The 21,376-nt window shown below is 72.9% G+C and carries 22 protein-coding genes; 14 read left to right on the top strand and 8 right to left on the bottom strand.

Annotation, left to right across the window (positions count from 1 at the left end):
• Positions 1–26: 26 nt before the first annotated feature.
• Complete coding sequence (locus tag ACQP00_RS09120) at positions 27–1,586, top strand: GMC family oxidoreductase (RefSeq protein WP_433217147.1); 1,560 nt, start codon at positions 27–29, stop codon at positions 1,584–1,586.
• Here the strand turns inward: ACQP00_RS09120 and ACQP00_RS09115 are convergent.
• A complete protein-coding gene (locus ACQP00_RS09115; RefSeq protein WP_433217144.1) occupies positions 1,567–2,142 on the bottom strand; it encodes a DUF998 domain-containing protein in 576 nt (191 codons plus the stop codon). The two genes, ACQP00_RS09120 and ACQP00_RS09115, sit on opposite strands and share 20 nt — an antisense overlap.
• Positions 2,143–2,207: 65 nt before the next feature.
• Between ACQP00_RS09115 and ACQP00_RS09110 the strand changes: the two genes are divergently transcribed.
• The 4 genes from ACQP00_RS09110 to ACQP00_RS09095 are packed head-to-tail and all read left to right on the top strand — an operon-like array spanning position 2,208 to position 4,447.
• Positions 2,208–2,672 carry a MarR family winged helix-turn-helix transcriptional regulator gene (locus tag ACQP00_RS09110; protein ID WP_433223784.1) on the top strand — a complete coding sequence of 155 codons (465 nt, stop codon included), beginning with the start codon at positions 2,208–2,210 and terminating at the stop codon, positions 2,670–2,672.
• The gene (locus tag ACQP00_RS09105; protein WP_433217141.1) at positions 2,650–3,075 is read left to right on the top strand and encodes an organic hydroperoxide resistance protein; all 426 of its coding nucleotides are present in this window, start codon (positions 2,650–2,652) and stop codon (positions 3,073–3,075) included. Before ACQP00_RS09110 ends, ACQP00_RS09105 begins: the two co-directional genes overlap by 23 nt.
• Positions 3,072–4,076 (top strand): NADP-dependent oxidoreductase, encoded by a 1,005-nt coding sequence (locus ACQP00_RS09100; protein WP_433217138.1) that lies wholly within the window; start codon positions 3,072–3,074, stop codon positions 4,074–4,076. The genes ACQP00_RS09105 and ACQP00_RS09100 overlap by 4 nt, the downstream gene beginning before the upstream one ends.
• Positions 4,073–4,447 carry a DoxX family protein gene (locus tag ACQP00_RS09095; RefSeq protein ID WP_433217135.1) on the top strand — a complete coding sequence of 125 codons (375 nt, stop codon included), beginning with the start codon at positions 4,073–4,075 and terminating at the stop codon, positions 4,445–4,447. Before ACQP00_RS09100 ends, ACQP00_RS09095 begins: the two co-directional genes overlap by 4 nt.
• Here the strand turns inward: ACQP00_RS09095 and ACQP00_RS09090 are convergent.
• Entirely contained in the window at positions 4,444–5,856 is a 1,413-nt protein-coding gene (locus ACQP00_RS09090) for a hypothetical protein (RefSeq protein ID WP_433217132.1), read from the bottom strand. The two genes, ACQP00_RS09095 and ACQP00_RS09090, sit on opposite strands and share 4 nt — an antisense overlap.
• A 73-nt stretch (positions 5,857–5,929) precedes the next feature.
• Between ACQP00_RS09090 and ACQP00_RS09085 the strand changes: the two genes are divergently transcribed.
• From ACQP00_RS09085 to ACQP00_RS09065, 5 genes are all read left to right on the top strand, one after another.
• Positions 5,930–6,478 (top strand): hypothetical protein, encoded by a 549-nt coding sequence (locus tag ACQP00_RS09085; RefSeq protein WP_433217129.1) that lies wholly within the window; start codon positions 5,930–5,932, stop codon positions 6,476–6,478.
• 118 nt (positions 6,479–6,596) lie between these two features.
• Entirely contained in the window at positions 6,597–7,967 is a 1,371-nt protein-coding gene (locus ACQP00_RS09080) for a cytochrome ubiquinol oxidase subunit I (RefSeq protein ID WP_433217126.1), read from the top strand.
• On the top strand, positions 7,967–8,998 hold the full coding sequence (locus ACQP00_RS09075) for a cytochrome d ubiquinol oxidase subunit II (RefSeq protein ID WP_433217124.1): 1,032 nt from the start codon (positions 7,967–7,969) through the stop codon (positions 8,996–8,998). The genes ACQP00_RS09080 and ACQP00_RS09075 overlap by 1 nt, the downstream gene beginning before the upstream one ends.
• Before the next feature lie 42 nt (positions 8,999–9,040).
• Positions 9,041–10,000 (top strand): hypothetical protein, encoded by a 960-nt coding sequence (locus tag ACQP00_RS09070; RefSeq protein WP_433217122.1) that lies wholly within the window; start codon positions 9,041–9,043, stop codon positions 9,998–10,000.
• A 3-nt stretch (positions 10,001–10,003) separates the two neighbouring features.
• Entirely contained in the window at positions 10,004–11,176 is a 1,173-nt protein-coding gene (locus ACQP00_RS09065; RefSeq protein WP_433217120.1) for an MFS transporter, read from the top strand.
• Between the two features lie 129 nt (positions 11,177–11,305).
• On the opposite strand, the gene hrpA is transcribed toward ACQP00_RS09065, so the two are convergent.
• On the bottom strand, positions 11,306–15,175 hold the full coding sequence (hrpA, locus tag ACQP00_RS09060) for an ATP-dependent RNA helicase HrpA (protein WP_433217118.1): 3,870 nt from the start codon (positions 15,173–15,175) through the stop codon (positions 11,306–11,308).
• A gap of 107 nt (positions 15,176–15,282) precedes the next feature.
• Here hrpA and ACQP00_RS09055 point away from each other — a divergent pair, with 107 nt between their 5' ends.
• The gene (locus tag ACQP00_RS09055; RefSeq protein ID WP_433217116.1) at positions 15,283–16,077 is read left to right on the top strand and encodes a pentapeptide repeat-containing protein; all 795 of its coding nucleotides are present in this window, start codon (positions 15,283–15,285) and stop codon (positions 16,075–16,077) included.
• Positions 16,078–16,089: 12 nt separating this feature from the next.
• On the opposite strand, the gene ACQP00_RS09050 is transcribed toward ACQP00_RS09055, so the two are convergent.
• On the bottom strand, positions 16,090–16,473 hold the full coding sequence (locus tag ACQP00_RS09050) for a RidA family protein (protein ID WP_433217114.1): 384 nt from the start codon (positions 16,471–16,473) through the stop codon (positions 16,090–16,092).
• Positions 16,474–16,477: 4 nt separating this feature from the next.
• Positions 16,478–16,894: an ester cyclase gene (locus tag ACQP00_RS09045; RefSeq protein WP_433217111.1), complete on the bottom strand. Its 417-nt coding sequence runs from the start codon at positions 16,892–16,894 to the stop codon at positions 16,478–16,480.
• 49 nt (positions 16,895–16,943) lie between these two features.
• Between ACQP00_RS09045 and mug the strand changes: the two genes are divergently transcribed.
• On the top strand, positions 16,944–17,522 hold the full coding sequence (gene mug / locus ACQP00_RS09040) for a G/U mismatch-specific DNA glycosylase (RefSeq protein ID WP_433217108.1): 579 nt from the start codon (positions 16,944–16,946) through the stop codon (positions 17,520–17,522).
• Here the strand turns inward: mug and ACQP00_RS09035 are convergent.
• Genes ACQP00_RS09035 through ACQP00_RS09025 form a run of 3 tightly spaced genes read right to left on the bottom strand, consistent with a single transcriptional unit; the run spans position 17,495 to position 19,473 of the window.
• Complete coding sequence (locus ACQP00_RS09035; RefSeq protein WP_433217105.1) at positions 17,495–17,812, bottom strand: hypothetical protein; 318 nt, start codon at positions 17,810–17,812, stop codon at positions 17,495–17,497. The two genes, mug and ACQP00_RS09035, sit on opposite strands and share 28 nt — an antisense overlap.
• A gap of 15 nt (positions 17,813–17,827) precedes the next feature.
• Positions 17,828–18,832, bottom strand: coding sequence for an S-adenosylmethionine:tRNA ribosyltransferase-isomerase (locus ACQP00_RS09030; RefSeq protein WP_433217102.1), 1,005 nt, complete (start codon positions 18,830–18,832; stop codon positions 17,828–17,830).
• Positions 18,829–19,473 carry an SDR family oxidoreductase gene (locus ACQP00_RS09025; protein ID WP_433217099.1) on the bottom strand — a complete coding sequence of 215 codons (645 nt, stop codon included), beginning with the start codon at positions 19,471–19,473 and terminating at the stop codon, positions 18,829–18,831. The genes ACQP00_RS09030 and ACQP00_RS09025 overlap by 4 nt, the downstream gene beginning before the upstream one ends.
• Before the next feature lie 116 nt (positions 19,474–19,589).
• On the opposite strand from ACQP00_RS09025, the gene ACQP00_RS09020 reads away from it, so the two are divergent.
• On the top strand, positions 19,590–20,720 hold the full coding sequence (locus ACQP00_RS09020) for a GAF domain-containing sensor histidine kinase (protein ID WP_433217096.1): 1,131 nt from the start codon (positions 19,590–19,592) through the stop codon (positions 20,718–20,720).
• Positions 20,713–21,333: a response regulator gene (locus tag ACQP00_RS09015; RefSeq protein WP_433217093.1), complete on the top strand. Its 621-nt coding sequence runs from the start codon at positions 20,713–20,715 to the stop codon at positions 21,331–21,333. Before ACQP00_RS09020 ends, ACQP00_RS09015 begins: the two co-directional genes overlap by 8 nt.
• The last annotated feature ends 43 nt before the right edge of the window (positions 21,334–21,376 follow it).

Raw genomic sequence — 21,376 nt, 5'->3', positions numbered from 1 at the left:
GGGTCGGTGAGCGAGGAGGCGCCGCCATGCCTGCTGCAACCGTCGCGCCCGACAGCGCGGACTACGTCGTCATCGGCGCGGGGCCGGCCGGATGCGTGCTGGCCAACCGCCTGTCCGCCTCGCCGGGCAACCGGGTGGTGCTGCTGGAGGCGGGCGGCCCCGACAAGGCCCGCGAGATCCGCATCCCGGCCGCGTTCAGCAAGCTGTTCACGACCGCGTACGACTGGAACTTCCGCACCGCCCCGCAGGCCGGGCTGGCCGGGCGCGAGCTGTACTGGCCGCGCGGCAAGACCCTCGGCGGCTCGACGTCGATCAACGCGCAGATGTGGATCCGCGGCTGCGCGGCCGACTACGACGGCTGGGACGTGCCGGGCTGGTCGTACGAGGAGGTGCAGCCGTACTTCAAGCGCATCGAGCACCCGGACGGCCCGTTGCGCATCGCCGAGCTGCGCAGCCCCTCCCCGATCACGGCGGCGTTCCTGGCCGCGTGCGCCGAGGCCGGCATCCCCGCGCGGGCGGACCGCGACGGGCCGGACAACTCGGGCTGCTTCCCCACCCCGGTCACCCAGCACCGCGGGGCCCGGCACAGCGCCGCCGACGCCTACCTGCGACCGGCCGTCCGCCGCGCCAACCTCACCGTCGTCACCGGTGCCGCGGTCGACCGGCTGCGGCTGTCCGGACCGGGCGCGGCCAAGCGGGTGACGGGCGTTGTCTACCGGGCCGTCGACGGTACCGTCCGGGAGATCACCGCCCAGCGCGAGGTCCTGCTGTGCGCGGGCGCGGTCGGCTCCCCGCACATCCTGCAGCTCTCCGGCATCGGCGACCCGGACCGCCTCCGCGCGGCCGGCATCGCACCCGTGCACGAGCTTCCTTCCGTGGGTACCGGACTGCAGGACCACCTCAGCGCCGGTGTCGTGGTCGCCTGCCCGCAGCCGATCACGTTGGTCGCCGCCGAGTCGCTCGGGAGCGTGGCGCGGTACCTCGTCGGCCGTACCGGCATGCTGTCCTCGAACGTCGCCGAGGCGGTCGCCTTCATCGCCCGCGCCGGCCGCCTGCCGGAGATCGAGGTGATCTTCGCGCCGGTGCCGTTCATCGAGCACGGCCTGGTCGACCCGCCCGGGCACGGCCTGACCATCGGCGTCGTGCTGCTGCAGCCGGAGAGCCGCGGCACGGTCAGCGCGGCCAGCGGCAACCCGGCCGAGCCGCCGGTCATCGAGCCGGGCTACCTCACCGACGCCCGCGACCTGGACACCCTCATGTGGGGCTTCCGGCAGGCGGAGCAGCTCGCGGCCACGCAGGCGCTGCGGCCGTTCGTCGGCGAGCCGATGGCGCCGTACGCCGGCCTGCGCGACGACGAGGGCCTGGCCGACGAGATCCGCCGGCACGCCGAGACCCTCTACCACCCGGTCGGCACCTGCCGGATGGGCACCGACTCCGAGTCGGTGGTCGACCCGGAGCTCAAGGTGCGCGGCCTGACCGGCCTGCGGGTGGTCGACGCCTCGGTCATGCCGCGGATCAACCGCGGCCACACCATGGCGCCGGTCTACATGATCGCGGAGAAGGCCGCTACCTTGCTGAACGCCTGAGCATCAGCACCGTTGCCAGCGGCCAGACCGCCTGCGCGCCGGCCGCGAGCCGCTCGGCGAGCCCGACCAGCACGCCGGTGCCGAGGGCGACGGTGAACACCAGCACCAGCGCCGCCAGCACGAGCGCGGCCGGGATCATCACGCGCGCGGGCGGGCGCACCGGCTCGCTGCCGGCCTGGCGCCACAGGGCCGGCCACAGCGCCAGGCAGGCGAACGCGACGGTGGCGGCGGACTGGTGGGGGGCCGACGTACCACCGGCGGGCATCGGAAACGCCGCCACGAGCACGGTCGCGACGCCGCCCACCCCGAGCATCACCCGGGCCGGCAGCGCGATCGGGCGCAGGCCCCGCGCGGTGACGAGATGGCACAGCCCGACGCCGACCAGGGCCAGGGTCATCACCCAGCGCCGGTCGGCGTCCCGCGCGGCCAGGGCGCTGATCGTCTCGTGCAGGGAGTCGAAGCCGCCGCGCTGCAGTGCCGCGGCGAGCGTCCAGCCGCCGACGAGCAGCACGGGGGCGAGGGCGGAGGACCACAGGGTGTACCGGGGCAGGGGCACGCTCACGAGTATGGCGGTTCGCGCCCGGAGTTTAAGTCGCGCACGACTCAATCGTGCGCTATGGTTTGCCCGTGGACGTCCTTCCACTTGACCGGCAGGTCTGCTTCGCGCTGTACACCGCCACCCGCGCGGTCACGGCGCGCTACCGGCCGCTGCTCGACGAACTGGGCCTGACTTACCCGCAGTACCTCGTCCTACTCGCCCTCTGGGAGCAGGACGAGCGGTCCGTCAAGGACCTCGGCGCGGCGCTGCGGCTGGAGTCCAGCACGCTCTCGCCACTGCTGAAGCGCCTCGAGGCGGCCGGCCTCGTGGCCCGCGAGCGGCGCAGCGACGACGAGCGCTCCGTCACCGTCCGCCTCACCCCCGAGGGCGCGGCCCTGCGCACCAGCGCGGCCGGCATCCCGGCCCGTCTCGTCTGCGACGGCGGCCTCGACCTCGGCGAGCTCGAGGAGCTCCGCGACACCCTCGTGCGGCTCACCGCCGCACTCCAGCGACAGGGAGAAATCGATGCAGGTGCTGTACACCGCTGAGGTCAACGCCTCCGGCGACGGCCGCAACGGCCACGTCACGAGCTCCGACGGGATCCTCGACTTCGACGTGCGCACCCCCAAGGAGATGGGCGGCGCGGGCGAGGCGACCAACCCCGAGCAGCTCTTCGCGGCCGGGTACGCGGCCTGCTATCACAGCGCCCTGCGCAGCGTGGCCCGCCGCCAGAACGCCCTCCCCGCCGTCGAGGGCTCCGAGGTCCGGGCCCGCGTCGGCATCGGCCCGAACGGCGCCGGCGGCTTCGGCCTGGAGGTCTGGCTGATGGTCAACCTGCCGGCCGCCGACACCGCCACCGCCCAGGCCCTCGCGGACGCGGCGCACCAGGTCTGCCCGTATTCCAACGCCACCCGCGGCAACATCGACGTCCACATCGAGGTCGCCCAGTGAGCGACGTCAACAAGGTCTGGCACCTCGCGGCCCGCCCCACCGGCTTCCCCTCGGAGTCCGACTTCGAGCTCCGCGAGTCCCCGATCCCCACCCCGGGCCCGGGCCAGGTGGTCGTCCGCAACGACGTCATGTCGGTGGACCCGGCCATGCGCGGCCGCATGAACGACGTCAAGTCCTACGTGGCCCCCTTCCAGCTCGGCGAGCCGCTGGACGGCGGCGCGGTCGGCACCGTGGTCGCCTCCGAACACGAGCACGTCAAGGTCGGCGACAGCGTGCTGCACGGCCTGGGCTGGCGCTCGTACGCCCTCCTGGACGGCGCGAAGGTCCGCACCGTCGACACCGCGGCAGCCCCGTCGTCGGCGTACCTGGGCGTGCTGGGCATGCCCGGCCTCACCGCGTACGCGGGCCTGCTGGACGTGGCCCGCATGCGCCCCGAGGAGACCGTCTTCGTCTCGGGCGCCGCCGGCGCGGTGGGCACCCTGGTCGGCCAGATCGCCCGCCTGCGCGGCGCCCGCCTGGTCATCGGCTCGGCCGGCTCCGCCGAGAAGGTCCGCTACCTGACCGACGAGCTCGGCTTCGACGCCGCCTTCAACTACCGCGACGGCGACATCCGGGCCCAGCTCAAGCGCCTGGCTCCGGACGGCATCGACGTGTACTTCGACAACGTCGGCGGCGAACAGCTCGAAGAGGCCCTGTTCCGGATGAACCTGCACGGCCGCATCGCGGTGTGCGGGGCGATCTCGCAGTACAACACGCCCGACGCCAAGGGCATCCGCAACCTGAGCCTGCTGATCAGCAAGCGCCTCACCATGCAGGGCTTCCTGGTGCTGGACCACTGGTCGCGCCGCGAGGCCTTCGTCGAGGAGGTCACGGCCTGGCTCCGCGAGGACAAGTTGAAGGTCGCCGAGACGTTCGTGGACGGCATCGACAACGCGGTGGGAGCCTTCCTGGGCATGCTCAAGGGCGACAACCTGGGCAAGATGGTCGTCCGCCTGTCATGAGGGCGGCCCTGACGCTGGCGGCCCTCCTGGGGGCCGCCGGCATCACCCACTTCGCCAAACCCGAGCCGTACGACGCCATCGTCCCGCGCTCCCTGCCCGGCCCCGCGCGGGCGTACACGTATGCCAGCGGGGCCTGCGAGCTCGCCCTGGCGGCCGGTCTCGCCCATCCCCGCACCCGCCGCGCCGCCGGCCTGGCCGCGGCCGGGTTCTTCGTCGCCGTCTTCCCCGCGAACGTGCGGATGGCCGTCGACTGGCGGCACGCCTCCCCCGCCAAGCGCGCCATCGCGTGGGGACGGCTGCCGCTGCAGGTACCGCTGGTGTGGTGGGCCTTGCGCGCCGCCCGCCGCGGCTGGATCGGCGGGCGGAGCTAGATCGGCAGGTGGAGCTGGAACGCCACCTCGGTGTAGTGGATCGCCGGGGGTGGCAGGGCCTGCAGCTGCCGCTCCAACACCACCAGCAGCTCCCGCGGCGGCGCGATCGGCCGCGCCATGATGCGCACGGACACGGGCCGGTTCGGGGCCAGATGGAACTCGACCATCAGCTCCTCGGTGTGGTGCCGCACCCCCGCGAACAGCCCCTCCACCACCCGCCGCGCCCGGTCGAGGAAGTCGCTCAGCTCAGCGGGAGTGGTCGCCTGCCGCAACTGCTCCTCGCTCGTCAGCAGCACGATCCGCCCCGCCGGTCGCGGCACCGCGGCGGCACCGGGCGAGGCCGCCATCGTCGTCGCGGCCGGCACCCCGTTCAACAACTCGGGCGGCAGCGAGTTCACCTCGAACGACGGCCCGACAAGCCCGGTCGAGACCTTGAAAGCCAGCGACCGCACCGCGCCGCCCGGGAGACCGATCTCGACCGGCCGGCCCGACTCCACCGCCTGCAGGAGACGGGCGTGCATCGCGCCGGTCAGCAGTACCGCAAACCCGTCCTCGACCTGCCGAGCCGTAGGAGGACGGTCGGGGTCGCCGGCCGCGCCGCGGATGATGAGCAGGAAGTTGCAGGCGAGCCGCGTGGCCCGCTCCCCGCCCGGAGCCACGATCGCGGCCGGCCCGGACTGGCCCGGCGACCACACATACGTCTTGGGCGTGCCGGCCAGCCCCGGGAGGTACGCGCAAACCTCAGGCGCCTCCCGCATGGCCTCACGCAGGGCGGGCAGGTCCTCCGCCGCCACCGACAGCTCCAGCCGGTCGCCGTCGTGGACCACGTGCAGGAACGGCAGGTTGTAGGCGGGCGCGCGGGACAGCATGGTGGCCGCCCGGAACTCCGCGTCGTCCAGGACCGGGGCGCGGCCGGGGCGGAACCACCACGGGTGCGGGTAGTACCGCTCCTGCGCCCCCAGCAGGGCCAGCACCCGCGCGTGGCCGAAGCGTTGCACGACCGCCGTCTCGCCGCCCAGCAGGGGCAGGGCGACCAGCGGCGGGCGGTCGAGGTCCACTGTGGACGGGAGGGCGGCCGGCGGGTCGGCGTACACGAAACCGGTGACCCGGTCGTCCACGTCGACGCCGGGGCGGCCGAAGACGCTCACGTCGCCCGCGTCGACCAGGCGGCCCTCGGCGGCGAAGCGGTGCACGGTGCGGGCCATGGTGAGCGGGAAGCCGGGTGCGGGCGCGCCGGTACGGGCGACCGCGAAGACCATCTCGCGCTGGCCGTGCCTGGCCAGCCCGTCGGTGGTGTACAGCAGCGCGGGCAGCATGCCGGAAGCCGTGCGGATGCCACCCTCGTCGATGGCGACCGACAGCTCACCGGGGATGAGGATTTCCCGGCCCACTGGCAACGCGGAGCCCACGGGGCCGATCATCGCACCCGCGGGCAACACAACTGTATTTCCAAAATCGTGATGCTGGCGTCACGATGAACGCATGCGCGTTGGGCCGATGCGTATGACCTCGGAGCCGCCGCCGGGCTACGTCGCGTTCGTCACGCGGCACCTCGAGCCGCTGCGCCGCGATGCCGCGCAGGTCGTCGGGGGCGAGGAGGACGCCGACACGCTCTACGTCGACGTGCTGACCGATGTCGCCACCCGCTGGCCGTGGCTGGAGCTCGAGCGCACCCGGCTGGGGCACCCGAAGGCGGCCGACGACTTCCTCGGGCGCGTCTGGAAGCGGCGCAGCGAGCGGTACACCATGGAACCCGAAGAAGCCGAGGAACGGGACATCACGGTCACGCCCGTGGTGGAGAAGGCGCCCCCGACGAGAAGGGTCTACGTCAGCACGGCCGTCCGCCTCGCGCCCGCGGTCGTGCCCAAGCGGCGCAGCAAGGCGTTCATCGCCGGCCCGGTGTCGGAGGCCGCGATCGCCTGGTGGCACGCGTACGAGAACATCCGCCGCCGGCGCCTGGTCTACGCCGGCTTCGTCGTGCTGATCCTGCTCCTGGCCCTCGCCCAGATCAGCGGCCCCCGCGAGCTGTAGGCACGGAACGTGTAGCCATCCTACCCGTATAAATCACCCAGCAGAAGTGAACGTGTTCAACGCCGCTTTCACGCGGACCGGCGGGCACGCTCACCCTGCGTGGGGATAGAACGGGCAGGTGGAAACGTTGACGGTTCTCGCCGAGGCGGCCACTCCGGCCGACTTCGCCGCCGCACGCACCCAGATGGCCCTCAGCCTGGGCTGGCACATCATCATCGCGAGCTTCGGCGTGGCCATGCCCGCGATCACGCTGTTCATGGAGTGGCGGGGCTACAGGACGGGCCAGGTGGAGTACCGCCTGCTGGCCCGCCGCTGGGCCCGCGCCATGGGCGTGCTCTTCGCGGTCGGCGCGGTCTCCGGCACCATCCTGAGTTTCGAGATGGGGCTGCTGTGGCCCGGCCTGATGGGCACGTACGGCCAGGTCATCGGGCTCCCGTTCACCCTCGAGGGCTTCGCGTTCTTCGTCGAGGCGATCTTCCTGGGCATCTACCTGTACGGCTGGGACCGGCTGCCGGCCAAGGTGCACCTCTGGTCGGCGGTCCCGATCCTGCTCGCCGGCATCGTCGGCACCTTCTGCGTGGTCAGCGCCAACGCCTGGATGAACCAGCCCAAGGGCTTCGACCTCGTGGACGGCAAGATCACCGGGGTCGACCCGCTGGGCGCGATGTTCAACCGGGCGACCGGTCCGCAGGCCACCCACATGCTGGTCGCCGCGTTCATGGTGACCGGCTTCTGCATGGCCTCGGTGTACGCGGTCGGCATGCTGCGCGGCCGCACCGACCGGTACCACCGCCTCGGCTTCCTGGTGCCGTTCACGGTCGCCGCCGTCATGGCCCCGGTGCAGGTCGGCGTGGGCGACTGGGCCGCGCACTACGTGGCCGACTACCAGCCGGTCAAGCTGGCCGCGATGGAGGGCCTGTACGAGACCGAGCGCGGGGCGCCGCTGCACCTGGGCGGGATCGCGGTCGACGGGGAGCTGCGGTACGCCATCGAGATCCCCAACGCGCTGTCCCTGCTGGCCCACTGGGACCCGAACGCCGAGATCACCGGGCTGAACACGGTGCCGGAGGACCAGCGGCCGCCGGTCAACGTCGTGCACCTGTCGTTCCAGCTCATGGTCGGCGCGGGTTTCGCGATGCTGGGCGTGGCCGCGCTGTTCGGGTTCATCTGGAAGTGGCGGCGGGGCTGGCTGACCAACAAGTGGTTCCTGCGCGCGGCCGCGCTGTGCGGACCGGCCGCCGTGCTCGCCCTCGAAGCCGGCTGGACCACCACCGAGACCGGCCGGCAGCCGTGGGTCGTCTACGGCATCCTGCGCACCCATGACGCCGTCAACACCGCGCCGGGGCTGCGGACCGGGCTCATCGTGCTGACGATCGTGTACACGCTGCTGACCATCGCCACCGTGTACGTGCTGCGGCGGTTGGCCAGGGATCGTCCGGTACCAACGGCGCCCCAGGAATCCGACGTCGAGACCTTCCCGGTGCCGTGATGACATCCGCCGATGCGCTGCTCGGTGTGCTGTTCGCCGCCGTGACCGCCTATGCCCTCTTCGGCGGCGCCGACTTCGGGGCCGGATTCTGGGACCTCTTCGCCGGCGGCGCCCAGGCCGGCCGGCGCCAACGGAAGCTGATCGAGCACGCGATCGGGCCCGTGTGGGAGGCCAACCACGTCTGGCTGATCTTCGCCGTGGTCCTGCTGTGGACCGGGTTCCCGGCGGTGTTCGCGGGCGTGGCGGCCACGATGTACATCCCGCTGACCGGGGCCGCCCTCGGCATCATCGGCCGCGGTGCCGGCTTCGCGTTCCGCAAGACCAGCGACACGGTCGGCCGGGCGCGGATCTTCGGCGCGCTGTTCGCGTTCTCCTCGGTCGTCACCCCGTTCTTCTTCGGGGCGGTGGCCGGCGGCATCGCGTCCGGGCGGGTGCCGCCGTGGACCGCGGGCCGGGGCGACCTGCTCACCGCCTGGTGGAACCCGATCTCCGTGGTCACCGGCGCACTGGCGGTCGCGGTGTGTGCCTATCTCGCCGCGGTCTTCCTCTGCCAGGATGCGAAAAACCATGAGCCCGCTCTTGTACCGCATGTGCGTCGCCGAGCGCTCTGGGCCGGAGCCGGCACCGGTGCGCTGGCGGTGGCGGGACTGGTCGCCGTGAAGCTGGACGCCGCCTGGCTGGCCGACCGGCTCCTGCGGCCGGTGCCGGCCGCGCTGATCGTGGTCTCGGCGCTGGCCGGGCTGGCCTCGATCGGGCTGCTGGCGGCCGGGCGCTACGTGGCCGTGCGGATCACCGCCGGCCTGGCCGTGGCGGCCGTGCTGTGGGGGTGGGCGGCGGCGCAGTACCCGTACCTGCTCCCGCCGGCCACGACCGTCGCCGCCACCGCCGCGACCCCGGCCGTGATGCGCGCCACCCTCTGGGCCGTCCTGGGCGGTGCCGTGATTTTGACACCGTCGCTGTGGTGGTTGTTTCGCCTGTTTCAGACGCCTGTGCGGCATTCGTCCGGCCAGACGGTGGACGGCGATCGTTGACGGATCCTGCTATCGTCCGCCAAAGCTATGGGTGAATCGAGGATGCGACGCTGGAGCGTGGCGGCCGGGGCCGCCGCGGTGCTCGGCGTCGGCATGATCGGCGTCGCCGCGACGCCCGCCTGGGCCGCCGACCCGCTCCAGATCAAGGTCAGCGACGGCAGCGTCCAGGGCAAGGTCGGCGACAAGGTCCAGGTCCGCTTCACCATCAAGAACAACACCAAGCAGCCGATCGCCAACGTGACCGTGGTCGTGACGGCCCCCGCCAACGCGGTGCTGGAGCAGGGCGACAACCCCGGCTGCGCGATCGGCTCGGCCGGGCGCGCCGCCTCCTGCAAGGGCGGCACCCTGGCGGCCGAGAAGTCGGGCAGCGGCGCGATCACGCTCACCGTGAAGACCGCCGGGCAGGCGGGCGGCCGGATCGCGGTCGAGCACGGCAACGCCGACAACTTCGCCCTGCGCGCCACCGGTGGCCCGACCCCGTCGGCCACCAAGACCACGGCCAAGCCGACCAAGACCTCGACGCTGAACGCCAGCGACAGCCCGACCCTCACCGGCGACGAGACCTTCGCCCCACCGGAGGCCGGCAACGGCGTGGCCATCCAGCCCACCAGCGACCAGGCCGTCCGCAACACCAGCGGCACCGGCGGCGGGCTCGGCTTCGGCCTGTGGGTCGGCATCATCGCCATCGTCGGCGCCCTCGGCCTGATCGGCAGCCTCTTCTACTTCCGCCGCAAGGACCGCAACGAGCCCGACACCGGCATGCACCCGGTCGTCCCCGGCCCGTCGGGCTACCCGGGCGGCCCGGGGGCCTACGCGCCGCCCCCGCAGCCGACGACTTACGGCAGCCCGCAGCCGACCACGTACGGCAACCCCGCGGCGGCCACCCAGATGATCAACCCGAACTTCGGCGCGCAGCCGGGCGCGCAGCCGGGCCCGACGCAAGTCATCCGGCCCGGCGCCGCCGAGCAGACCGTCGTCTTCCGCCGCCCCGACGACCTGTAACCGGTGATCCGGCCGGCGCTGGGCACGGCGCTCGTCTTCACGGCCAGCGGCGCGGTGGTCGGCGGCTGGGTCGCCCGCATCCCCGCCGTGGTCGAGCGGCTCTCCATCGGGCCCGGCGAGCTCGGGCGGGCGCTGCTGGCCCTCGGCATCGGCTCGCTGGTCTCCATGCCGGTCACCGGGCGCGCGTGCCGGCGCTTCGGCAGCCGCGCCTGGGTGGCCGGCACCTCGATCGTCGCGACCGCCGCCCTCGCCGCGGCCGGGTTCGCGGGCACGCTGTGGGCGCTGTCGGGGGCCCTGTTCGTGCTCGGCCTCGCGTACGGTTCCTGGGACGTCGCCATGAACGTCCAAGGCAGCTTCGTCGACCGGTGCGCGGGCCGGGAGTGGATGCCGCGGTACCACGCCTGCTGGAGCCTCGGCTCGATCGGCGGCGCGGCCGCGGGCGCCCTCGCCGCCCGGGCGAGCATCGGTGCCGGCACCCACCTCGCGGTCGCGGCGGCCGTCTCGCTCGCCGTGACGTACGCCGGCCTCGCCCTCTACCTCGACGAGCGCGCGGGCACCGAGGAGCCGTCCGGCGGCCCACGGGCACGGTTCCGGGTCAGCCGCGTCATCCTGCTCATCGGCCTGGTCACCTTCTGCGCGACGGTGGCCGAGGGCGCGGCCGGCGACTGGCTCGCGCTCTATCTGCACACCGGGCGCGCCCTGTCCCAGGCCGACGCGGCCCTCGGGTACACCATGTTCGCCGTCGCCATGACCGCCGGCCGCTTCGCGGGCAGCACCGCCGTGGCCCGCCTCGGCCGCGCGGGCGCCGTCCGCCTCGGCGCACTGCTCGGCGTGGCCGGGATCGCCGCGGCCGTGCTCGCCCCGGGCACCCTGCCGCTGTACGCCGGAGCACTACTCTGGGGCCTCGGCATCTGCCTGGTGTTCCCGGCGGCGGTCAGCGCGGCCGGCGAGACCGACCGCCCCGCGGACGCGATCGCGCTCGTCACCAGCATCGGCTACGGCTCGATCCTGGTCGGCCCACCCCTCATCGGCGCCCTCGCGGAGGTGATCGGACTCGGCCGCGCCCTGCTGGGCCTCACCGTGCTGTCCGCCGCGATCGCCCTCCTCGCCCCGGTGCTGACCACCCGGGAACCCGAGCACCAGGATCAGGCCGGCCGCACGCCCATCGCGGGATAACCGCGCACCGCCCGGCGCCGGATCAGGCCCGTGGCGCCCATCGCGACGCGACCGCGCACCGCCTTCGCCCGGATGCCGGGCGGCAGGCGCTGGATGCCGGGCGGCGGCTGGCGGGTGGCGGGCGCTGGATCAGGTCGGTAGTGCGTCCATCGCCCGGTAGATGCGCACGTCGGAGATCGGGTAGGCGGTGCCGAGGGCCTGCGCGAACAGGCCGACGCGCAGTTCCTCGATCATCCAGCGGATCTCGCGGAGTTGCGGGGTCATCGGGGTGGCGGCGAGCAGTTGGTCGTACTCCTTCTGGACCTCCTGCACGGTGAGCATCCGCTCGCGGTCGCGCCCCGTGTCGGTCGGCACCTTCTCCAGCCGGCGTTCGATGCCGCGCAGGTAGCGTTCCAGGTCCGGGAGGCGTTGCCAGCCGGTGTCGGTGACGAATCCGCGGTACACGAGACGGCTGAGTTGCCCGCGCATGTCGGTCAGCGCGGGCAGCAGGAGCGGGTTCTTCGTGCGGGCCAGGCGCTGTTCGACGTCGTAGGAGGCGGCGAGGATCTTGCGGACGCTGCCGACCACGTCGAGGGTCAGGTCGACCAGGTCGGCCCGGACCTTGTCGCGCAGGGCGGTGAATCCGGCCTCGTCCCAGGCCGGGCCGCCCGCGTCGGTCATCAGCTGGTCGACCGCGCAGGCCGCGCAGTCCTCCAGCAGGTCGACGGCGTTGCGGTGCGGGTTGCGGCTCAGCGCCAGCTTGTCCGCATTGGACAGTCGGCCCTGCACGAACCGGGCCGGGGGCGGGAGGGTGAGCTGGAGCAGGCGGCGGGTGCCGCGCCACATCTCGTACTCCTGGCGGGCCGGGATGTCGAACGCCTGCACCGCGACCGACTCGCCCTCGTCGACCAGGGCCGGATAGACGGTGAGGGTGTGCCCGGCGACCGTCCGGTTCAGGGTGCGCGGCAGGGTGCCGAACTCCCATTTCGTGGCGCCCTTGCGGGTCACGTCCACGGCCGCCTGCGCGACGGTTGCCTTGACCTTGGGGGCGAGACGCACCCGCAGTACACCTAAATCCTTGCCCTCACCGAGGACCTTGCCGGCGTCGTCGACGATGCGGAAGGTCATTTTGAGGTGCTCGGGGACCTTGCTCCAGTCCCACTCGGCCCGCGGCACCGAGACGCCGGTCATCCGGCGCAGCGCCAGCTCCAGGGCGTCGAGCAGGTCGCCGTCGCGCGGCACCATGTCGATGAGCGCGTCGTGGGCGGTGTCCGGGGCCGGGACGAAGTTGCGCCGGGTCGCCTTGGGCAGCGACTTGATGAGCGCCGTCACGAGGTCCTCGCGCAGCCCGGGCACCTGCCAGGCGAAGTCGCCGTCGCGCACCGAGCCGAGCAGCGGCAGTCCGATGTGGACGGTGACGCCGTCGGCCTCCTGGCCGGGCTCGAACTGGTACGTCAGCGCGAACCGGCGGCCGTCCTGCTCCCACGCGTCGGGGTACTGCTCCTGCCGCACCGCGTCCGCGCCCGCGTTGACGAGCATGGCCGGGTCGAACGTGAGCAGGTCCGGGGACTCCCGGCGGGTCTTCTTCCACCAGCTGTCGAAGTGCCGGCCGGAGACGACCTCGGCCGGGAGGCGGTTGTCGTAGAAGTCGAACAGCGTCTCGTCGTCGACGAGCAGGTCGCGCCGGCGGGCCCGGGCCTCGAGCTCCTCGACCTCGCCGAGCAGCCGCCGGTTCTCCTCGAAGAACGCGTGCTGGGTCTCCCAGTCGCCCTCCACCAGCGCGTGGCGGATGAACAGCTCGCGGCTCAGCGCCGGGTCGATCCGGCCGTAGTTCACCTTGCGGTTGGTGACGATCGGCACGCCGTACAAGGTGACGCGTTCCATCGCCATCACGGCGGCCTGCTTGCGTTCCCAGTGCGGCTCGCTGTATTGCCGCTTCACGAGGTGCTGGGCGAGCGGCTCGATCCACTCGGGCTCGATCTTCGCCGCCACGCGGGCCCACAGCCGGGTGGTCTCGACCAGCTCGGCCGCCATCACCCAGCGGGGCGTCTTGCGGAACAGCGCCGAGCCGGGGAAGACGGCGAACTTGGCGTTGCGGGCGCCCAGGTACTCGTTCTTCTCCGTGTCCTTGAGCCCGATGTGCGACAGCAGACCGGCGAGGAGGGAGACGTGGATCGGGTACGGCGCCGCGGGCTCCTCGTTCGGCGTCACGTCCATCGTCTTGAGCACCTGGCGCAGCTGGCTGAAGATGTCCTGCCACTCGCGCACCCGCAGGTAGTTGAGGTACTCGGCCCGGCACAGCTTGCGGAACTGGTTGCTGGAGAGCTCCTGCTGCTTCTCCTGCAGGTAGTTCCACAGGTTCAGGTACCCGGTGAAGTCGGAGTCCTTGTCGGCGAAGCGGGCGTGCGACTGCTGGGCCTGCGCCTGCTTCTCGGCTGGGCGCTCGCGCGGGTCCTGAATGGACAGTGCCGCGGTGATCACCATGACCTCGCGGACGCAGCCGTTCTTCTCGGCCTCCAGCACCATCCGGGCCAGCCGCGGGTCGACCGGCAGCTGCGAGAGGCGGCGGCCGAGCGGGGTCAGCGCGCGCTTGTCGTCCAGCGCGCCGAGCTCTTCCAGCAGCTGGACGCCGGCGCTGACGTTGCGCTTGTCCGGCGGGTCGATGAACGGGAACGCGCCGAGGTCGCCCAGGCCCAGCGAGATCATCTGCAGGATGACCGAGGCGAGGTTGGTGCGCAGGATCTCCGGATCGGTGAACTCCGGGCGGGCGTTGAAATCCTCTTCGCTGTACAGCCTGATGCAGATGCCGTCGCTCGTCCGCCCGCAGCGGCCCTTGCGCTGGTTGGCCGAGGCCTGCGAGACGGGTTCGATCGGCAGGCGCTGCACCTTCAGGCGGTGGCTGTAGCGGGAGATGCGGGCGGTGCCGGGGTCGACCACGTACTTGATGCCGGGGACCGTCAGCGACGTCTCGGCCACGTTGGTCGCCAGCACCACCCGGCGCCCGGTGTGCGGCTGGAACACCCGGTGCTGCTCGGCGAAGGAGAGCCGGGCGAACAGCGGCAGGATCTCGGTGTTGGGCAGGTCCAGCTTGGTCAGCGCGTCGGCGGCGTCGCGGATCTCCCGCTCGCCGGAGAGGAACACCAGCACGTCGCCGGGGCCCTCGTCCTGCAGCTCCATGACGGCCATGGCGATCGCGTCGAACTGGTCGACCTCGTCCTGGCCCTCGTCGGGCGCCTCGATGGGCCGGTACCGGACCTCCACCGGGTACGTGCGGCCGCTGACCTCGACGATGGGCGCGTCGCCGAAGTGCCTGGAGAACCGTTCGGGGTCGATGGTGGCCGAGGTGATGATGATCTTCAGGTCGGGGCGGCGGGGCAGGAGTTGCTTGAGGTACCCAAGGATGAAGTCGATGTTGAGACTGCGCTCGTGGGCCTCGTCGATGATGAGGGTGTCGTAGCGGCGCAGCAGCCGGTCCTGCTGAATCTCGGCCAGCAGGATGCCGTCCGTCATCACCTTCACCATCGTCTGCTCGGACGACTGGTCGGTGAAGCGCACCTTGAACCCGACGGTGGCGCCCAGCTCGGTGCCGAGCTCCTCGGCGACCCGCTCGGCGACGGTGCGGGCCGCGATCCGCCGGGGCTGGGTGTGCCCGATCTGGCCGGTCACCCCGCGGCCGAGCTCCAGGCAGATCTTCGGCAGCTGGGTCGTCTTGCCCGACCCGGTCTCGCCGGCCACGATCACCACCTGGTGGTCGCGGATCTTCTCCAGGATCTCGTCCTTGCGCTGGCTGACCGGCAGCTGCTCGGGATAGCTGATGGCGGGCCGGGCCGCGCGGCGGGCGGCGACGCGCTGCTCGGCCCGCTCCACGTCGGCCTTGATGGCCTCGGCGATGCCGTCGGCGTTGCGGGAGCGTTTCGCGCCGTCGATCCGGCGCCGCAGCCGATGCTGGTCCTGGGGCATCAACCCGGCGAGGCGAGCGCGCAGCTCACTCAGGCTGGTCGGCTGGGGCGTTTCAGACATGACGTTGGCAAGGATAGGCACACGTCCCCGCGATTGCCCGTCATTTTTGCCCGGCAGGTGGCCGCCCGCTGTGACGCATTGTCACACCAGTCACTAATGTCACACGTATGGCCCTGCCCGCCGTCCCCTCCCAGCCGTCACCCTCCGGTATCGGCGCGCCCCGTCCGGCGCCCCGCCACGCGGCCGCCGCGGCGCGGACGTTCTCCGCCGGCACCTTCGCCACCGGCGCGTTCCCGACGGTCTCGGCGGCCCGCCCGGGCCCGGCCCGCCCCCGCCCGCCGCGGGCCCTGACGCTGGGCACGGTCGAGGAGGACGACCTCCGCGACGACGCCGCCTACCAGGCCATCGGCTTCTACGACCTGGCTCTGACCGGCCGCAGCGCCAAGTCGGCCCAGTTCGTGCAGTGCCGCTTCAACCGCGCCGACCTGACCGGCACCGCCCTGTCCGGCGCGATCCTGACCGACTGCCTGCTCGAACGCACCGCCCTGGACCACGTCCACGCCGACCACTCGGTGCTGCACCGCGTCACGCTGCGCGACTGTGGCCTGGCCGACCTGCAGTGGCTGGGCGGCACCCTGCGGGACGTGACGGTCCGCGACTGCCGGGCCGAGCGCAGCGTGTTCCGCGACGCCCAGCTGCACTCGGTCTTCTTCACCTCGACCGACCTGACCGGCGCGGACTTCACCGACGCCGACCTGACCGGGGCCACCTTCAGCGGCTGCGACCTGTCCGGCGCGGTGTTCTCGGGCGCCGCCGCGGCCGGCGCCCGCTTCGAGTCCTGCACCCTGGCCGGCGCGACCGGCATCGAGGGCCTCGCCGGCGCGACCCTGGTCGGCGCGGACACCGACGAGCTGCTGGGCCTGTTCGCCGCCGCCCTCTCGATCACCCTGACGGATGACTGACGGGAATCCGACTCACGCCTTTCGCGCGGTGACCTCGATCTCGATCTTCATCCGCGGGTCGGACAGCCCGCAGACCTGCATCGTGGCGGCCGGCCGGACCTCGCCCATCCACCGCCGCAGCACGGGAAAGCACGGTTCGAAGTCGGCCGCGTCCGGCAGCAGGTACCGCACCCGCACGATGTCGGCCGTCGACGCCCCGGCCTCCCGCAGAGCCGCGTCGATGTTCCGCCAGCACTGCTCGGCCTGCTCCACCACGTCCTCGGCGATCGTCATCGCCGCGTAGTCGAAGCCGGTCGTACCCGACACGTGCACCCAGTCCCCGTCGACGACGGCCCGGGAGTACCCGATCTCCCGCTCGAACGTCGACCCGCTGGAAATCAACCGCCGCTCGCTCATACGGTCAGACGCTAGACGGCATCCGGCCCAGTTGCCGCAACAGGTCGACATCGTCACTCATCACCCAGATGTCGGTGATCCGCCCGTCGCGCACCGTCAGGATGTCGTTCACCCGGATCCGCAGCTGCCGCTCGGTCGCCGCCACCCGCCCGAACGCCGTCTCGTACGGCCCGACGTGCCGGACGTGCATGTAGAACCCGATGACGAGCTTGTCGCCCGCCTCGATCCGGTGCACCAGCTCGGTCCGCCGCTCGGCGAACGCCACCTGCAACGCCCTGGCCCGCTCGACGAGCTGCGCGGCGGTCGTCGGCACCCCGTTCACAGCCACCGGATCGGCGTAGTACCGCCGGAAGTCCGCCACGGGATCGTCCCGCTGCTCGATGGGCGAGTCCCACAGCGCCAGTACCGCATCCAGATCCATGCCCTTCACTCTGCGCTGCCACCACGGCGTTCCTGGCATGCTTGTCGGCATGCCGTCCGCTCGCTTCACCCGGGACGACCTGCTCGGCGCGGCCGACAAGCTGCTGCCGGACGTCATCGCCCCGGGCCTGAACGTCCTGCTGTGCGGCATCAACCCGGGCCTGTGGTCAGCGGCGTCGGGCCACCACTTCGCCCGGCCGGGCAACCGCTTCTGGCCGGCGCTGCACCTGTCGGGCTTCACGCCGCGGCAGCTACGCCCGGACGAGCAGCACCTGCTGCCGGGCTGGGGCCTGGGCATCACCAATCTGGCCGCGCGCGCCTCGGCCCGGGCCGATGAACTCACGCGAACCGAACTGACGGCGGGCGCCGACATCTTGAAGGCGAAGGTGGCCCAGTTCGCGCCGCGCTGGCTCGCCGTACTGGGCGTGACGGCCTATCGCACCGCGTTCGGCGTTGTGAAGGCGAAGGTCGGGCCGCAGGACCTGGACGCGCTGGCGCCGACGCGGCTGTGGATCCTGCCGAACCCGAGCGGGCTGAACGCCCACTACCAGCTGGCCGACCTGGCCCACGAGTTCGCCCGCCTCCGCACGGCGGCCGTGGGTCAGGAGAGTTCGGCCGGTGGGTCGTAGCGGGCCACCCGCTCCGACAGCAACTGCCCGAACACCCCGCTCGGACGGCCGCAGTCGGCGCAGACGAAGTTGTCGTCCAGGCGGGGGCCGCCGCAGTGGTCGCAGGTGCCGCGGTCGCGGGGGTCCTGGTACCGCAGCAGCGCCTCAGTCAGCGCCCGCACCACCGGGGCCCGGAGTGCGATCGTCGCGTCGCCGACCCGGACCTCGGCGACCGGGGGTGCCGGGGCGGGGTCGAACACGTCGAGGCGGTCGTTGAACTCCCGCAGCGCCTTCGCGACCACATCGTTCATGAGCAGCACCCTATGTCACGGCAGGAGCAGGTTCACGTCGCCGAACTCGTGCCACAGGTAGCGCTCGCGGATCGCCGCGTCGTACGTCGCGCGCAGGACGTCCGGGGTGGCCACCGCGGCCAGCAGGTCCAGGTGGGAGGCGCGCGGTTCGTGGAAGCCGGTCAGCAGGCCGTCGACGGCCGTGACGCCGCGGTCCGGGGTGATGATCAGGTCGGTGTACCCCTCGCACGCTGATATCAGGCCGGCCGGTGACGCGGCGGTCTCCAGGGCGCGTACGGCCGTGGTGCCGACGGCGATGATCCGGCCGCCGGCCGCGCGGGTGTCGTTGATCAGGCGGGCGGTTGTGGGCGGTACGGAGTACCACTCGGGGTAGGGGCGCTCGTGGGCCTCCGGCGAGGCGACGCCCGTGTGCAGCAGCAGTGGGGCGAACTGGACGCCGGCCGCGACGAGGCGGGTGACGACGCGCTCGCTGAAGGGGCGGGCGGCGCTGGGCATCTCGGCGCTGCCGGGCTCCCGCGCGAACACCGTCTGGTACGCCGCCAGCGGCCAGCGGCGCCGCACGTACTTGTAGCGGATCGGCTGGCCGTACCGGCGCAGGAACTCGGGCACGGGGAGCGGGGTGCGCACGGTCGCGGCCCACAGCCGGCCCCGCGTGTAGGGCTCCTCCAGCGTGACGCTCGCCCCGCCGGGGAGCCGCAGCTCGCCCGGCTCTCCGGCGCGCGGGAGCCGGTCGCGGCCGCGGAGCTCGACGGCCCAGCGGCCGTCGGGCAGGCGGGTCGAGAAGTGCAGCTCCAGCGGTACACCCGGAAGAGGCACCGACGCCGCGAGCGTGCCCGACGTGTTGACCACCAGCACGTCGCCCGGTCGCAGCAGGGCCGGGAGGTCGGTGAACCGGTGGTGGGCCACGCCCGCCGGGGAGGCCAGCAGCAGGCGGACCTCGTCGCGGGCCAGGCCGCGGGCCTCCGGCGGCTCGCGGGCCTCCAGCGCCGCGGGCAGCACGAAGTCCAGCGCGACCGTCACAGCTTCACCCGCCCCGACGCCGGCCGCTCGGACAGCAGGCGCAGGAACGCGGGGGCGACCGACTCGGGCGGCGGGCGGTCGCCGATGTCCTCGCCCGGGAACGCCTCCTGGTGCATCTGCGTGCGCAGGTCGCCGGGGTCGACCCACCAGACCCGCAGCTTCGGCTCCTCCGCGGCGAGCACGTGGCTGAGCTGTTCGACCGCGGCCTTGGCGGCGCCGTACCCGCCCCAGCCCGGGTACGCGCCCGTGGCCGCGTCCGAGCTGATGTTCACGACGGCGCCGCCGTGGTCGCGCAGGGCCGGGAGGGCGAGCTGGGTGAGGGCCAGCGGCGCCACCAGGTTCACCTCGAGCACGGCCCGCAGCGCGTCGTCGGGGTAGTCGGCGAGGTACGGCTGCGGGCTCGGCCCGAGGATGCCCGCGTTGTTCACGAGCAGGTCGAGCCGCCCGGTCGCGCGCGCGGCCTCGACCAGCCGGGCGCGGTGCCAGGAGTCGGTGACGTCGCCCGGCACGTGGCCCGGGCGGTCCGGGGCCAGTGTCCGCCCGTCGCCGATCACGGTCCAGCCGGCCCCGGTGAGCGCCTCGGCGAGGGCGCGGCCCAGTCCACGGGAGATGCCGGTGACGATGGCTGTTCGGTTCTGCATGCCCTCGACGCTATGGAGCGCGCGGACGCGTGGCATCGGGCCGCGGACCGGGCCGCGCCTAGGTCCTTGGTCCTAAGCCTTGCAAAAGCCGACCGCCGCATCGGTACCGTGCATACGTGGGCGAATGCGATCGCGAGGAACTGCGCGAGGTGAGTGCCGCGGTGCTGGCCGTCACCGCACACCTCTCGGTCCGCGAGGTCCTGCAGACGATCGTCGCGGCCGCGCGGAGGCTGCTGGACGCGGAGTACGCCGCGCTGGGCATTCCGGACGGCAACGGCTCGTTCCGCGAGTTCCTGGCCGACGGGCTCACCGGCGAGCAGTGGCGCCGCATCGGCCCGATCCCGCGCCAGCACGGCCTGCTCGGCGCGATGCTGCGCGACCCGAGCCCGGTCCGCTCGGCCGACATCCGCACGCACCCGCGCTTCGAGGGCTGGCCGGCCGCCCACCCGGAAATGGTCGACTTCCTGGGCATGCCCATTGTGGACGGTGCCGAGATTCTCGGCGAGCTGTTCCTGGCCAACAAGCGCGGCGGCGCCTTCGACGCCGGCGACGAGGAACTGCTGAAGCTCCTCGCCGCGCACGCGGCCATCGCGATCGTGAACGCCCGCCTGTACGAGCGGGGCCGAGAATTGTCCATTGTGGAGGAGCGTCAGCGGATCGCGCGGGAGCTGCACGACGCGGTCACCCAGAAGCTGTTCAGCCTGCGGCTCACCGCCGAGGCCGCGGCCGCGCTGGTCGAGCGGGACCCGGCCCGGGCCGCCGCCGAGCTGGACGTGGTGCGCCGCCTGGCCGCCGAGGCGACGGCCGAGCTGAAGTCCATCGTGGTCGGCCTGCGCCCGATCGACCTGGCCGGCGACGGCCTGGCCGCGGCCCTGCGCCGCCAGGCCGAACTCCTGGACCGCGTGCACGACGCGTCGGTCACGTTCGCGGAGGACCCGGTGCCGCGGCTGCCGACCGCGCGCGAGGAGGCCGCGTACCGGGTGGCCCAGGAAGCCCTCCATAACGCCCTCCGGCACGCCGCGGCCACGCACATCACGGTGGAGCTGCGCCGCACCCCGCCGGGCGTCACGCTGACGGTCACCGACGACGGCCGCGGCTTCTCCGCCGCCGAGACGGCCGCCCCGGCCCGCCCGCGCCTGGGCCTGGCCTCGATGCGCGAACGCGCCCGCGCGGCCGGCGGCCGCCTGCTGATCCGCTCCACGCCGGGCGAGGGCACCGTGGTCACCATGGAGGTGCCGGGTGCCTGACCCGATCCACGTCCTCGTCGTCGACGACCATCCCGTGGTACGCCAGGGCCTGCGCACCTTCCTCGACCTGCAGGACGACATCGAGGTGGTCGGCGAGGCCCACGACGCCGACTCGTGCGTGGCCGCGGCCGCGCGCACCGACCCGGACGTGATCCTCCTGGACCTGCGCATGCCGGGCGGCGACGGCGTGACGGCCCTGCACGCCCTGACCGGCACCCGCGCCCGCGTCCTGGTCATCACGAGCTTCACCGAGCCCGCCGCGGTCCTCCCCGCCGTCCGCGCGGGCGCCGCCGGCTACGTCTACAAGGACGTCGACCCACCGGCACTGGCGGCGGCGATTCGTGCGGTACACGCGGGGCATGTGCTCCTGCATCCGGATGTGGCCCGCCTCCTGACCGACGGCGCCCCGGCCCCGGACGCGGCCCACCTGACCGCGCGGGAGCGCGAGGTGCTGGCGGAGGTGGCGCGCGGGCGCTCGAACCGCGAGATCGCCCGCACCCTCGGGCTGGCCGAGAAGACGGTGAAGACGCACATGAGCGCGATCCTGACCAAACTCGGGGTGCAGGATCGGACGCAGGCGGCGCTCTATGCCGTCCGCAACGATCTCACTTGATCACGATATGTCGGGCGCTGGCGCGCCAGACATATCGGACTTA

This window comes from Dactylosporangium sp. CS-047395, from assembly GCF_050942185.1.
GTDB lineage: Bacteria > Actinomycetota > Actinomycetes > Mycobacteriales > Micromonosporaceae > Dactylosporangium.
This window is presented reverse-complemented; position numbering and strand designations above follow the sequence as displayed.